The sequence below is a fragment of the Pseudomonas agronomica genome (genome assembly GCF_025917275.1).
Classification (GTDB): domain Bacteria; phylum Pseudomonadota; class Gammaproteobacteria; order Pseudomonadales; family Pseudomonadaceae; genus Aquipseudomonas; species Aquipseudomonas agronomica.
Genome location: NZ_JAOSHO010000128.1, coordinates 1 through 12,101 on the forward strand (window position 1 = coordinate 1; position 12,101 = coordinate 12,101).

The following is a 12,101-nucleotide window of genomic DNA, read 5'->3' on the forward strand; positions in this document are numbered from 1 at the left end:
GGGAGCAAGCTCCCTCGCCACGGGATCAATGCGTGTGGCTTGATTCAGCGCAACCCATAATCCAACACAATCCCCCCGAAAATCGCCAACCCGGCCCAATGGTTGTGCAGGAACGCCTTGAAGCAGCGCATCCGATCCCGGTCGCGGGTATACCAGAACTCCCAGGCGAAGCACGCCGCAGCGGCCACCAGGCCGAGGTGGAACCAGCCGCCCAGTTTGAACTGCGCGCCAGCCAGCAACAGGCAACCCAAGGCCAGGCCCTGCAGCGTCAGGATGATCACCCGGTCGGCATCGCCGAACAGGATCGCCGTGGACTTCACGCCAATCTTCAGGTCATCGTCCCGGTCGGTCATTGCGTAGTAGGTGTCGTAGCCCACCGTCCACAGCAGGTTGCCGATGTACCACAACCACGCAGCCGCCGGCAGATGGCCGGTTTCGGCGGTAAACGCCATCGGCATGCCCCAGGAAAACGCCGCGCCCAGCACCACCTGCGGGTAATAGGTATAGCGCTTCATGAACGGGTAGCTGAACGCCAGCGCCAGGCCGCCGAGGGACAGCAGGATTGTCGGCGCGTTGGTGCACAGCACCAGCAGGAAGCTCACGCTCATCAGCACGGCGAAGAACACCAGCGCCTCTTTCGAACTGATCTTGCCGCTCGCCAGGGGACGTTGTTCGGTGCGTTTGACATGGCCGTCGACCTTGCGGTCGGCCCAGTCGTTGATCACGCAACCGCCGGCACGGGTCAGCACTACGCCAAGGACGAAAATCACGATGTTAGCCAGGGAGGGCGAGCCTTCGCCGGCAACCCACAACGCCCACAGCGTCGGCCACAGCAGCAGGTAGATGCCGATGGGCTTGTCCATGCGCGTCAGTTGCACGAAGTCCCAGGCCCGCGGGTTGAGGCGGTTCAAGGATTTGAGCAGTTGCGTGTACATCAGCAATTCTCCGAATAGGCGCGGGCGACCGTCCACAGGCGTGGCAGGAACACCTCTGCCACCAGCACGCTCAATGCGCCGCGATCGAAACGCGAACGACGACCCCACAGCGCGCTGGCACGAACCTGCGGCGGCAGCCATTCGCTCGGGTAGTGGCAGACCTCGATCGCCTGGCGCTGGAATGCCTGGTCACAAAACAGCAGCTCGCCCAACGAGCGACTGCCCAGTTCGTCCATGTGCAAGCCGTCGCCTTGCAACGCGCTGCGTGCCGCCACGCTGCGGGCAAACACCCATGGCTCACCGTGGCCGCGCAAATACACTTCGCGCACCCAACCCTCGCTGCCTTCGGCCAGGTCCAGCGCGGCACACTCGTCGTCGCGCAACGGCTGCCAGCCTTCGAACAGCGGTGTCACGCTGAACTGATCGTTCGACAGGCCTGTCAGGCGCCGGGTCAGGGAGCCTTCGTCAAACAGCCAATCCATGACGCACGCATCCGGGCGGGGCGACAGCAGGTGTTGGGGCAGCCATTGAAGTGTAGGAAATATCGAATTTGTCGGCGGCACAGGGGTCTTGAATGGCAGCAAATGAGGTCGCGAGCTTACCATGTCGGTCGGCGATTTTGACCGAGCCGAGGGCCGTCGCGCCGATCCTGCTTGCATCTGTCGCGATCGATCAGTACAAAACCGCCCTGAGCCGGAAAATACCGGCCAAGGCCTGACATCTTGAGGAAGTATCGGAATGAAGAAGTGGCAATGTATCGTCTGCGGCCTGGTCTATGACGAAGCCATGGGTTGGCCTGACGATGGCATCGAGCCCGGCACTCGCTGGGAAGATGTGCCTGAAGACTGGCTGTGCCCGGACTGCGGCGTCGGCAAAATGGATTTTGAAATGATCGCAATCGGCTGATTATTTCGCCTAATGGAGAGCAACATGAGTGAACCTGTCGTTATCGTCGGTACTGGCCTGGCCGGTTACAACCTGGCCCGGGAATTTCGCAAGCTCGACAGCGAAACCCCGTTGCTGCTGATCACCGCGGACGATGGCCGCTCCTACTCCAAGCCGATGCTCTCCACGGGCTTCGGCAAGAATAAAGACGCCGATGGCCTGAGCATGGCCGAGCCGGGCGCGATGGCCGAGCAGCTGAACGCCGAAGTGCGCACCCACACGCGCATCAGCGGCATCGACCCGGGCCACAAGCGCCTGTGGATCGGCGAAGAGGCGGTGAGCTATCGCGACCTGATCCTGGCCTGGGGCGCTGAAACCGTCCGCGTGCCGGTGCAGGGCGATGCAGCAGACCTGATCTTCCCCATCAACGACCTTGAAGACTACGCGCGCTTCCGGGCCGCTGCCGCGGGCAAGCGCCGGGTGTTGCTGCTTGGCGCCGGCCTGATCGGCTGCGAATTTGCCAACGACCTGATCCTCGGCGGCTACGAAGTCCAACTGGTGGCCCCGTGCGAGCAGGTCATGCCGACGCTGCTGCACCCGGCTGCCGCCGCCGCGGTACAGGCCGGGCTGGAAAGCCTCGGCGCACGTTTCCACCTCGGTCCGGTGCTCAATCGCCTGCAACGGGTGGCCGACGGGTTGGAAGCGCATCTGTCGGACGGCCAAGTGATCGGCTGTGACCTGGTGGTCTCGGCCATTGGCCTGCGCCCGCGCATCGACCTGGCGGCCGCGGCTGGCCTTGTGGTCAATCGCGGCGTGGTGGTCGACCGCCACCTGAAGACTTCCCACGGCAATATCCATGCGCTGGGCGATTGTGCCGAAGTCGATGGCTTGAACCTGCTCTACGTCATGCCGCTGATGAGCTGCGCCCGCGCCCTGGCCCAAACCCTGGCCGGCAACCCGACCGCCGTCAGTTACGGCGCCATGCCGATCACCGTGAAAACCCCGGTCTGCCCGCTGGTGGTTTCGCCACCGCCACGGGGCAGCGACGGCGTGTGGAGCGTCGAAGGGCAGGGCGCCGACATCAAGGCCCTGTGCCGCGACGCCCAGGGCAACCTGCTGGGCTATGCGCTGACCGGCGCGGCGGTGATGGAGAAACTGGCGCTGAACAAGCAGCTTCCGGCGCTGCTGGCGTAAATGCCGGTCGTTCTGTCGTAAACACCCTGCTTTTGACGCCACAAACACCCACCGGCCACTGGCGCCGGTTGCGGCCCCGTGCCATCCTCACTCCCGTCTGCCGCAGAGTAGAGCCTGCGGCGCCTTAGGGGTTGTTCCGAAGAGAACAGCACGGACATAACAACAAAAAAACCGTCAAAGGGGCTTCATTCATGCGTAAACCAGAACTCGCCGCCGCCATCGCGGAAAAAGCGGACCTCACCAAAGAACAAGCCAACCGCGTCCTCAACGCCGTCCTCGAAGAAATCACCGGCGCCCTGCACCGCAAGGACAGCGTCACCCTGGTCGGCTTCGGCACCTTCCTTCAACGCCACCGCGGCGCCCGCACCGGCAAGAACCCACAAACCGGCGAGCCGGTAAAAATCAAGGCCAGCAACACCGTTGCATTCAAGCCGGGCAAATCCTTGAAGGACAGCGTCAACCCGTAATTGCGGCGAGTACCTCGGTCGAGGGAAGGAAGCGGCAACAAAAAAGGCATACCGAGGGTGATCGGCATGCCTTTTTTTGTGGCTGTCGGATAGCAACCATCTGTTAACTCACCGCAAGATCCGTGGCGAGTAAGCTTGCTCCCGCTGGGCTCTGTAGGAGCTGGCGAAGCCTGCGATCTTTTGATCTTTGATCTTTCGCTTCAGAATCAATTGGCAGTGAAAAGATCGCAGCCTCGCTTCGCTCGGCAGCTCCTACACGGCTCCTACAGGCCCAGCGGCCAGTGGTTTTAGCGGGGATCGACGTTATCCAGCGCCCGATTCGCCAGCAACGAACTCAGCTCGATCAATTGCTGGATGCCGAGGAGCACATGGCGGTTGGAGCCTTCCATATCGAACGCCAGTTCGTTGACCATCGCGTCGGCCGAGGCCAGGGTTTCGCTGAGGTTGGCCAGCAGGCATTCGTTGTCGAGGTCTTTTACGACGGTGAATAACTGGCCGGGCTTGATGGTTTCTTTTGGTTTTGCTGGTTTGGGCTTTAGATAAAAGTCCAATGCGCGGGTAGCGGCTTCTTCGAGTTGCTTGGCGTTCAGGCCGTCCAGGTAAGGAGAGTTGGGATCTGCTTCTGGAGGGTTTGGTGTTATTTTGAACATTTACTAAGTCCTTAAGTGAAGCTGTAACCCTCTAGCTACTAAACAGAAGGGTGGCAGCTGTACGCAGGTTAGTAGACCGGGGACTTAGCAAGCCGGCGCGCCCGAAGGCGCCCTGCGCACAACCGCCATCAAATACAGGCATGAAAACGCCTGATTGATAGGAGCCATACACCTTGCTAAATACACCGAGCTACTAAACCCGACCACTGATGGGCAGTGGCAGGCAAACGATAGAACCCCGGGGCAAGGCGCACAAGCCGGCGGATTCTGGCGTAGTTGTAGGTAACGGCGCAAGGATACGTAGCCCGACGGAGTCATAGCGCTCAGCAATTAAACAGTGTCGAAAGACTCTTAAATAATTTTACGCATAACGTGGCTTGCCTTTGTTTTTAAACAATAGTAGCGGGCCGCTTCTTGGGAGAACTTAATAGCCCTCGTTGTTAGTGGCATCCGAATTTACAGAAAAATCCTACATTTTTATCTTTCAAAACTGGGCATTCTTCGCGCCGATCAAAAGGCCGTCAGCGGCGAATACATCTCGCCCTATGCTGCCATTTAATGTGCTGAAACTTCCTACAGGTTGCGCTGAAGTTTATATCGCTGCCTGTCCATAAACTCTTCAAGCCGTCGCGCCTGAATAGTTATTAAAGGCTGTAAATGTCTTATCCCGAAAAACTGTCCGCGCATTACCTGACACTTGCCAGCGCCCCCATTCCCAACGGGAATTTTTCGGGTGTGGACGTCCGTTTTTCGGATGAGTTCGAAGCCTTGGAGCGTGAGATCGGCAAGGCCCAGTCGATGCATGGCAGCGGTCAAGTCGACTGGCTGAAAATCCAGGAACACAGTGAAGCCCTGCTGTGTACCCAATCGAAAGATCTGCGCGTGGCGATCTGGCTCACATGGGCGTTGTATCAGCGAGAGTCTTTCCAGGGACTGCTCGCCGGCCTCGGTCTCCTGCGTTACCTCTGTGACAACCATTGGCTGGGTCTTCACCCGGCCAAGGTCAAAACCCGCGCCGCCAGCTTCCATTGGCTGGTGACCCGCCTGGAAGGGGCGTTGGGTGATGACGTTGCGATAAAGAACCAGCTGGCCCTGTTCGAACGTTTGGCGGAGCAGCTCGAAGCCCTCGATGCCACCTGTGTCGCTCACTTTGGCGATGACGCGCCTCTATTGCTGCCGCTGTGCCGGCGTCTCAAAAACCTGATTATGCGTGCCACCGACGTCCCGCCGCCCGGCGCTGTCGGGGCCATGGTCGCCCACGTCAAGCAAGCCGCCACCCAGTTGCTGGCCTCTGGCGCCCCGATTGAACATGAAAAGGACGCCCAGAAGGCGCTGCGGACCCTGCAGGAAGGTGCGCGTCCCTTGTGCACTTGGTGGCTCCGGCAGAAGGCGACTGACGCCCGCGCGCTGCGCCTCAACCGCACTCTGCTCTGGCTGGGTATCGACGCTGCGCCCGAGCGTAACGCCGAGCAGATTACACAATTGCGCGGGCTACCTGCGGACAAGCTCAAGGCGTATCAGGAAAGCCTCCAGCGGGGCAATTTCGCCGATCTGCTGGTGGAGATCGAGGCCAGCCTGGCGAAGGCGCCTTTCTGGTTCGACGGCCAAAGGCTCGCATGGCAATGCCTGCAAGGGCTGGGGGCCGACTCGGCCATGCGTGAAGTGGAGATTCATTTCGCCTTGTTCATCCAGCGCCTGCCGAGCGTCCTCGAGCTGCGCTGGCATGACGGCGAGCCGTTCGCGGATGCATCCACCCGGGCGTGGATCGCCGCCCAGGTCATGCCTCGCCTGGACACATCGAGCGTTGCGCCCCGGGCGGAGGCCGTCGACTCCTCGGCGCCTTGGGAGCGCGCTCTGGAAGAAGCCCAGCTCATCGTGGCCTCGGACGGCCTCAAGGCTGCCGTCCGGTTTTTCAAACAGGAAATGCACACCATCGACGGCGAGCGCGCGCGTTTCCTTTGGCGGTTCGCGATGGCTCGCTTGTGCTTTTCGGCCAAGAAATACGAGCTCGCCAAAGTCCAGCTCGAGGCGCTTGACCAGACGCTGCAAGACACGACTTTGCATGCGTGGGAGCCCGATCTCGCATTGCAGGTACTGCACCTGTTGCATCGCTGCTGCGAGTTGTTGCCACAGAACCACCTCGTGCGCGAGCGCAAGGATGAAACCTACCGCAGGTTGTGTCACCTCGACCTGGAGCGGGTCATTGAACAGGCCTGCGGGTCCCCATTGTAAGGAAGGAAAATCATGGCCAAAGAAGGCTCTGTCGCGCCAAAGGAACGTATCAATGTCACCTTCAAGCCCGCTACAGGCGGTGCTCAGGAAGAGATTGAGCTGCCGCTCAAGTTGATGGCGATTGGTGACTACATCCATCGCAAGGACGAACGCAAGGTCGAAGACCGCAAGCCAATCAGCATCGACAAAATGACCTTCGATGAAGTGTTGGCCAAGCAGGAATTGAGCCTGGTCCTCAGCGTGCCGAACCGCCTCCTGGATGAGAGCGACACTGAGGAGCTGGCCGTGCAACTGCGCTTGAACACGATGAAGGATTTCAATCCCGCGAGCCTGGTGGAGCAAGTTCCCCAGCTCAAAAAGTTGATGGAGCTGCGTGAAGCGCTGGTCGCGCTCAAAGGGCCCTTAGGCAACGCACCGGCGTTTCGCAAAGCCATCGAAAGCGTACTCGCCGATACCCAATCGCGCGATCGCATATTGGATGAGCTGGGCCTGACTCCTTCAGCCCCAGGCGTTTGATCTCTTAGCCAAGGAAAGCCGACACATGAATCCCATTACAGCGCCGCAGCACAGCCAGGAAAATGGCGAGCACAGCATTCTTGAAAGCATCATCGCCCAAACGCGCCTGACGCCAGAGGACGATGCCTACGACATTGCCAAGCGCGGTGTGTCGGCCTTCATCGAAGAGCTTCTCAAGCCCCAGAACAGCGGTGAGCCCGTCAAGAAGGCCATGGTTGATCGCATGATCGCCCAGATCGACGCCAAGCTCAGTCTTCAGGTCGACGAAATCCTCCACCATGCCGATTTCCAGGCGCTGGAATCGGCGTGGCGTGGCTTGCAGTCGCTCGTGGACCGCACCGACTTTCGCGAGAACATCAAGATCGAGATGCTCAATATCTCCAAGAGCGACTTGCTGGATGATTTCGAAGACTCGCCAGAGATCATGCAGTCGGGCCTGTACAAGCATATCTACACGGCTGAATACGGCCAGTTCGGCGGGCAGCCGGTTGGCGCGATCGTCGGCAACTACTTTTTTTCGCCAAGCTCACCCGATGTGAAGCTGATGCAATATGTGTCCAGCGTCGCTTGCATGTCCCATGCGCCGTTCGTTGCGGCGGCCGGCCCGGAATTCTTTGGCTTGGAAAGCTTCGCCGGGCTGCCGGACCTCAAAGACTTGAGGGATCACTTCGAAGGCCCGCAATTCGCCAAGTGGCAGAGCTTTCGTCAATCCGAAGACGCTCGCTACATCGGCCTGACCGTGCCCCGCTTCCTGTTGCGTACCCCTTATGACCCGCAGGAAAACCCGGTCAGGTCGTTCGTCTACAGGGAAACGGTTGCCAACAGCCACGAGCACTATTTGTGGGGTAACACGGCGTTCGCATTCGGCACGAGGCTCACCGACAGCTTTGCCAGATTTCGCTGGTGCCCGAACATCGTCGGTCCGCAAAGCGGTGGCGCAGTTGACGATCTGCCGTTGCACCATTTTGAAAGCATGGGCGAAATCGAAACCAAGATTCCCACGGAAGTGCTGGTTTCCGACCGCCGCGAATATGAACTGGCCGAGGAAGGCTTCATTTCGCTGACCATGCGCAAAGGCAGTGATAACGCCGCGTTCTTTTCCGCCAGTTCCGTGCAGAAGCCGAAGTTCTTTGGCATCAGTGCCGAAGGCAGGGCGGCCGAGTTGAACTACAAGCTCGGCACGCAGCTGCCGTACATGATGATCGTCAATCGCCTGGCCCATTACCTGAAAGTGCTCCAGCGCGAGCAACTCGGCTCGTGGAAAGAGCGCACCGACCTGGAGCTTGAGCTGAACAAGTGGATCCGCCAGTACGTTGCCGACCAGGAAAACCCGAGCGCTGAAGTCCGTGGTCGCAGGCCGTTGCGTGCTGCCCAGGTGCTTGTCACCGATGTGGAAGGTGAACCGGGCTGGTATCGCGTCAGCTTGAACGTGCGCCCGCACTTCAAATACATGGGGGCTGACTTCACCTTGTCGTTGGTTGGCAAGCTGGACAAGGCGTGAGCGGAACCTGACCGATGACTGGATATGGCAGCCTCTTCGAACGCCTGAATGGCGATTGCGACATTCGTGCAGGCATGAGCCGGGAGGCTTGTGCAGTGGCGTCCGTGGCTGCCCATTTGTCGAAGATGCTCAGCACTCGTGCGGGGAGTGTGCAGGTCGCGCCCGACTACGGATTGCCCGACCTCAACGACATGAGCCTGAGCTTGCACGATGCTCGTCATCAGGCCTGTCGTGCCATCCAGGCAAGCATCGAGGCTTACGAGCCACGCTTGAGCCATGTCCGTGTCACGGCGGTGTCGACTTACGCTGACCCGCTTCGCCTGTCGTTGCGCATCGATGCGCTGCTGATCATGGAAGGGCTCAAGCGGCCGGTGAATTTTTCCGCGGGTTTGGACGGTAGCGGACAACTCACGGTCAGCCAAGGATAGGTGCCATGTCGTTCAACCACTACTACCAGAGTGAGCTGACTGCGCTTCGCCAGTCGGGCCGGCGTTTCGCCGAGCGCAACCCTGCCTTGGCGCCTTACCTCGCACAGGCCGGGCGGGACCCGGATGTGGAGCGATTGCTGGAAGGGGTCGCGTTCTTGACCGGTCGTCTTCGCCAGAAGCTCGATGACCAATTGCCGGAGTTGAGTCATTCACTGATGCAACTGCTGTGGCCGAACTACATGCGGCCGTTGCCGGCGTTCAGCATTTTGCAGTTCGATCCGCTTCGGCGGTCGGGGCCTGCTTTGCGCGTTGAGCGTGACACGCCGGTCGAGAGCAAGCCGATCCAAGGGGTGCGTTGTCGTTTTCGCACGTGCTACCCGACCGAGGTGCTGGCACTTGATCTGACAGGGGTCAGTCACTCGGTAAAAGGCAACGGCTCCGTGCTGGGCCTGCGCCTGCAGATGCATTGCGAGGGCAATCTGGGTGAGTTGCAGCTGGGCAGCCTGCGCCTGCACCTGGCCGGTGAGCGATACATCAGCCAGACCCTTTACCTCAATCTGCTACGCAACCTTGAGCATATCGAACTGGTCCTCCTGGACGGCGACGGGCAGCCCGTGAGCGCCACGGACGGGCTGCCAGTGATAGTCAGGATCCCAGCCAATCGTGTTCAGCCCGTGGGGTTTGCAGAAGAGCACGCATTGGTCCCATATCCCCTGAATACCTTTCGCGGCTACCGCTATCTGCAAGAGTATTTCGCGTTCCAGGAAAAATTCCTGTTTGTCGACGTCAACGGCTTGGACGTCGTCAACGGGTTGCCGCAAGCGCTGCTGGAACAGGCGCGCGGGTTGGACCTTCGCTTCGATATTGGCAACACCGGTACCCAGCGGATACGGCCAACACTGGATAACGTGAAGCTTTACTGCACGCCTCTCGTCAATCTGTTCAAGCACGATGCCCAGCCGATTCGCCTGGACGGCAAGCAGGAGGATTATCTGCTGTTGCCGGCCCAATATACCCCCGAGCACTGCGGTGTGTTTTCGGTTGAAAGCGTCACCGGGTGGAGCCCAGGCGGGTTGGGGTACCGAGCCTATGTGCCGTTCGAATCATTCGAACACGACGCCAGTTTCGATGTGCCCGGCAACCGCTCCTATTACAGCATTCGCCACCGCCCGTCGCTCCTCCATGGCGGTCTTGATACGTGCTTGAGTTTCGATGTGCGGCACAACCCGGCCCATGAAACCCTTTCGATCGAGCTGATGTGCACCAACCAGAACCTGCCCCGCCAGCTCAAGCCAGGCGATATCAACCAGCCGGGTGAAAAAAGCCCTGAGTCGCTCGGTTTCCGCAATATCGGGGCGGTCACCCAGAGCTTCGCGCCTCCCCTGGAGCGCGATTTTCTGTGGAAACTCATCAGCAACATGTCGCTCAACTACCTGTCGCTGGCGGACGTCAACGCGCTGAAGGTGATACTCGAAACCTACGATTTTCCCCGCTACTACGACGAGCATTCGGAGAACGTCAGCAAGCGCCTGCTGGAGGGGCTCAAGTCGATCAAGCATCAGCCTGTCGATCGGCTCCATCGCGGTTTACCGGTCAGAGGCCTGTGTACAGAGCTGACGATCGACCCGCAGGGATACATCGGCGAGGGCGACATGTTTGTCTTTGCATCGGTCCTCAATGAGTTTTTCGCGCTTTATGCCAGCCTCAATTCGTATCACGAGTTGCGGGTCAACAGCACACAGGGAGAGGTGTACCGATGGACACCCCGCATGGGCCAGCAGCCGCTTCTATAAGCGCGCTGACACGAGGCATACGTGAATATTCATTGTTTCAGGCGGTGTTGCTGGTGATCGATCGGCTGCGCGAAGCCCATCCTCACCTGGATGACGAGGAACTGTATGACCACTTGGAGTTCCAGGCCAACCCGAGCCTGGGCTTCCCGGCCAGCGATATCGAATACGTCGAATTCTTTGAAGAACATGGACAACTGCGGGCGCGTCTGTGCCTGAATCTGATCAGCCTGGTGGGCGCCGGTTCGCCTTTGCCGGCGTTCTATGCTGAGCAGGTGTCGAGAGAGGGCGACGACAACCCGACTCGCCCGTTTCTCGACGTGTTCAATGATCGCCTCCAGCGCCTGATGTTGCCAATCTGGCGCAAGTACCGTTATCGGGCGAGCTTCCGAAATGGCGCCCAGGATCGGTTTTCCGAGCAGTTGTTCGCGCTTGTCGGCCTCAGGGGCGAGGCCATTCGCAGGGACACCCAATTGAACTGGAAGCGCTTGCTGCCTTACCTGGGGCTGCTAAGCCTTCGCGCCCATTCAGCGGCCTTGATCGAAGCGGTGCTGCGTTACTACTTCAAGCACGCCGAGTTGAACCTGGAGCAGTGCATCGAGCGGCGAGTGGACATCCTCGACGAGCAGCGCAACCGCTTGGGAAGGGTCAACAGCCGGCTTAGCGAAGAGCTGGTGTTGGGCGAGCGTATCCGCGATCGCAGCGGCAAATTCCGCATTCATATCCTGGCGCTGGACTGGCAACGCTTTCATGAATTCCTGCCGATCGGTGTCGCTTACCAGCCGTTGTGCGCGTTGGTGCGATTTACCCTGCGCGACCCCCTTGAATACGACATCCGCCTGGTCTTGCGGCGGGACGAAATACGTGAATTGCGCATCGGCGAACGGAACACCTGCCGATTGGGATGGGCCAGTTGGCTGGGGCTCGAGCGAGCCACTGGCGTAGTGACGCTCGGCAGTAGAATTCATCAGGAAGCGACGAAATGATTAACGTAGACCTTCAGCAACTCATTCAGGCGCTGGACGCTGATACCCGCCGCGACCTGGAGCGCTCGGCCGAGCGATGCGTGGCTCGGGGCGCAAGCAAGGTCCTGGTGGAAGATCTGTTGCAGAGCTTGCTGGAGCGAGGACAAGGTTTGCTTGGGCGGGCCTTGCAGGACGCCGGGATAAGCGCGAGCGAGCTGGACGCAACTCTGCAGCCGCGTGCGGAACACGGCGCTTCGCGTAACCCGGTCTTCGCGCCGGAATTGATCCGATGGCTTCAGGATGGATTGCTGATGGCCCATCTCGAACTGGGCCAAAGCGACGTGACTGAAGCGGCGCTGATCCTGGCGTTGTTGCGCAACCCAGATCGCCATGCGGGAACTCGTTACCAGTCCTCGCTCGCCCGGTTGAACATCGATCGGCTGAAAGCGTTCGCCTTGTCACAGCAGGCTCAACAGGAGACTGCGCACGGCACTGCTCAAGGCGATTCGCTTCTGGGGCGCTTCACCCACAACCTGAC

General features: G+C 59.9%; 13 protein-coding genes. 10 read left to right on the plus strand and 3 right to left on the minus strand.

Features of this window, described 5'->3' with window-relative positions:
* Window positions 1–44: 44 nt before the first annotated feature.
* Entirely contained in the window at window positions 45–935 is an 891-nt protein-coding gene (gene ubiA, locus OC610_RS11955; RefSeq protein ID WP_264427950.1) for a 4-hydroxybenzoate octaprenyltransferase, read from the minus strand.
* Window positions 935–1,498 (minus strand): chorismate--pyruvate lyase family protein, encoded by a 564-nt coding sequence (locus OC610_RS11960; protein ID WP_408636576.1) that lies wholly within the window; start codon window positions 1,496–1,498, stop codon window positions 935–937. Before OC610_RS11960 ends, ubiA begins: the two co-directional genes overlap by 1 nt.
* 175 nt (window positions 1,499–1,673) lie before the next feature.
* Here OC610_RS11960 and OC610_RS11965 point away from each other — a divergent pair, with 175 nt between their 5' ends.
* The 3 genes from OC610_RS11965 to OC610_RS11975 all read left to right on the plus strand — a co-directional run bounded on the left by OC610_RS11965 (window position 1,674) and on the right by OC610_RS11975 (window position 3,481).
* Window positions 1,674–1,841: a rubredoxin gene (locus OC610_RS11965; protein ID WP_264427954.1), complete on the plus strand. Its 168-nt coding sequence runs from the start codon at window positions 1,674–1,676 to the stop codon at window positions 1,839–1,841.
* A 24-nt stretch (window positions 1,842–1,865) separates the two neighbouring features.
* Window positions 1,866–3,014, plus strand: a complete 1,149-nt coding sequence (locus OC610_RS11970; protein ID WP_264427955.1) for an NAD(P)/FAD-dependent oxidoreductase — start codon at window positions 1,866–1,868, stop codon at window positions 3,012–3,014.
* 191 nt (window positions 3,015–3,205) lie between these two features.
* Window positions 3,206–3,481 (plus strand): HU family DNA-binding protein, encoded by a 276-nt coding sequence (locus OC610_RS11975; protein WP_003213368.1) that lies wholly within the window; start codon window positions 3,206–3,208, stop codon window positions 3,479–3,481.
* Window positions 3,482–3,768: 287 nt separating this feature from the next.
* Here OC610_RS11975 and OC610_RS11980 read toward each other — a convergent pair whose 3' ends face one another.
* Entirely contained in the window at window positions 3,769–4,131 is a 363-nt protein-coding gene (locus OC610_RS11980) for a DUF6124 family protein (RefSeq protein WP_264427956.1), read from the minus strand.
* A gap of 657 nt (window positions 4,132–4,788) precedes the next feature.
* On the opposite strand from OC610_RS11980, the gene tssA reads away from it, so the two are divergent.
* The 7 genes from tssA to OC610_RS12015 all read left to right on the plus strand — a co-directional run.
* A complete protein-coding gene (tssA, locus tag OC610_RS11985) occupies window positions 4,789–6,363 on the plus strand; it encodes a type VI secretion system protein TssA (RefSeq protein ID WP_264427957.1) in 1,575 nt (524 codons plus the stop codon).
* A gap of 12 nt (window positions 6,364–6,375) precedes the next feature.
* The gene (gene tssB / locus OC610_RS11990) at window positions 6,376–6,879 is read left to right on the plus strand and encodes a type VI secretion system contractile sheath small subunit (protein ID WP_264427958.1); all 504 of its coding nucleotides are present in this window, start codon (window positions 6,376–6,378) and stop codon (window positions 6,877–6,879) included.
* 25 nt (window positions 6,880–6,904) lie between these two features.
* Window positions 6,905–8,380 (plus strand): type VI secretion system contractile sheath large subunit, encoded by a 1,476-nt coding sequence (gene tssC, locus OC610_RS11995; RefSeq protein WP_264427959.1) that lies wholly within the window; start codon window positions 6,905–6,907, stop codon window positions 8,378–8,380.
* A gap of 14 nt (window positions 8,381–8,394) precedes the next feature.
* Complete coding sequence (tssE, locus tag OC610_RS12000) at window positions 8,395–8,808, plus strand: type VI secretion system baseplate subunit TssE (RefSeq protein WP_264427960.1); 414 nt, start codon at window positions 8,395–8,397, stop codon at window positions 8,806–8,808.
* Between the two features lie 5 nt (window positions 8,809–8,813).
* Window positions 8,814–10,601, plus strand: a complete 1,788-nt coding sequence (gene tssF / locus OC610_RS12005) for a type VI secretion system baseplate subunit TssF (RefSeq protein ID WP_264427961.1) — start codon at window positions 8,814–8,816, stop codon at window positions 10,599–10,601.
* Window positions 10,565–11,584 carry a type VI secretion system baseplate subunit TssG gene (tssG, locus tag OC610_RS12010; protein ID WP_264427962.1) on the plus strand — a complete coding sequence of 340 codons (1,020 nt, stop codon included), beginning with the start codon at window positions 10,565–10,567 and terminating at the stop codon, window positions 11,582–11,584. Before tssF ends, tssG begins: the two co-directional genes overlap by 37 nt.
* The coding region (locus OC610_RS12015) for a Clp protease N-terminal domain-containing protein (RefSeq protein WP_332880474.1) at window positions 11,581–12,101 on the plus strand (521 nt) is incomplete at its 3' end. The genes tssG and OC610_RS12015, both read left to right, overlap by 4 nt.

Bases quoted from the DNA above. Each gene is read 5' to 3' on its own strand.
- tssF (WP_264427961.1), top strand. From the start codon at position 8,814: ATGTCGTTCAACCACTACTACCAGAGTGAGCTGACTGCGCTTCGCCAG.
- tssB (WP_264427958.1), top strand. From the start codon at position 6,376: ATGGCCAAAGAAGGCTCTGTCGCGCCAAAGGAACGTATCAATGTCACC.
- ubiA (WP_264427950.1), bottom strand. From the start codon at position 935: ATGTACACGCAACTGCTCAAATCCTTGAACCGCCTCAACCCGCGGGCC.
- OC610_RS11980 (WP_264427956.1), bottom strand. From the start codon at position 4,131: ATGTTCAAAATAACACCAAACCCTCCAGAAGCAGATCCCAACTCTCCT.
- OC610_RS11965 (WP_264427954.1), top strand. From the start codon at position 1,674: ATGAAGAAGTGGCAATGTATCGTCTGCGGCCTGGTCTATGACGAAGCC.
- OC610_RS11970 (WP_264427955.1), top strand. From the start codon at position 1,866: ATGAGTGAACCTGTCGTTATCGTCGGTACTGGCCTGGCCGGTTACAAC.
- tssE (WP_264427960.1), top strand. From the start codon at position 8,395: ATGACTGGATATGGCAGCCTCTTCGAACGCCTGAATGGCGATTGCGAC.
- tssC (WP_264427959.1), top strand. From the start codon at position 6,905: ATGAATCCCATTACAGCGCCGCAGCACAGCCAGGAAAATGGCGAGCAC.
- tssG (WP_264427962.1), top strand. From the start codon at position 10,565: ATGGACACCCCGCATGGGCCAGCAGCCGCTTCTATAAGCGCGCTGACA.
- tssA (WP_264427957.1), top strand. From the start codon at position 4,789: ATGTCTTATCCCGAAAAACTGTCCGCGCATTACCTGACACTTGCCAGC.
- OC610_RS11975 (WP_003213368.1), top strand. From the start codon at position 3,206: ATGCGTAAACCAGAACTCGCCGCCGCCATCGCGGAAAAAGCGGACCTC.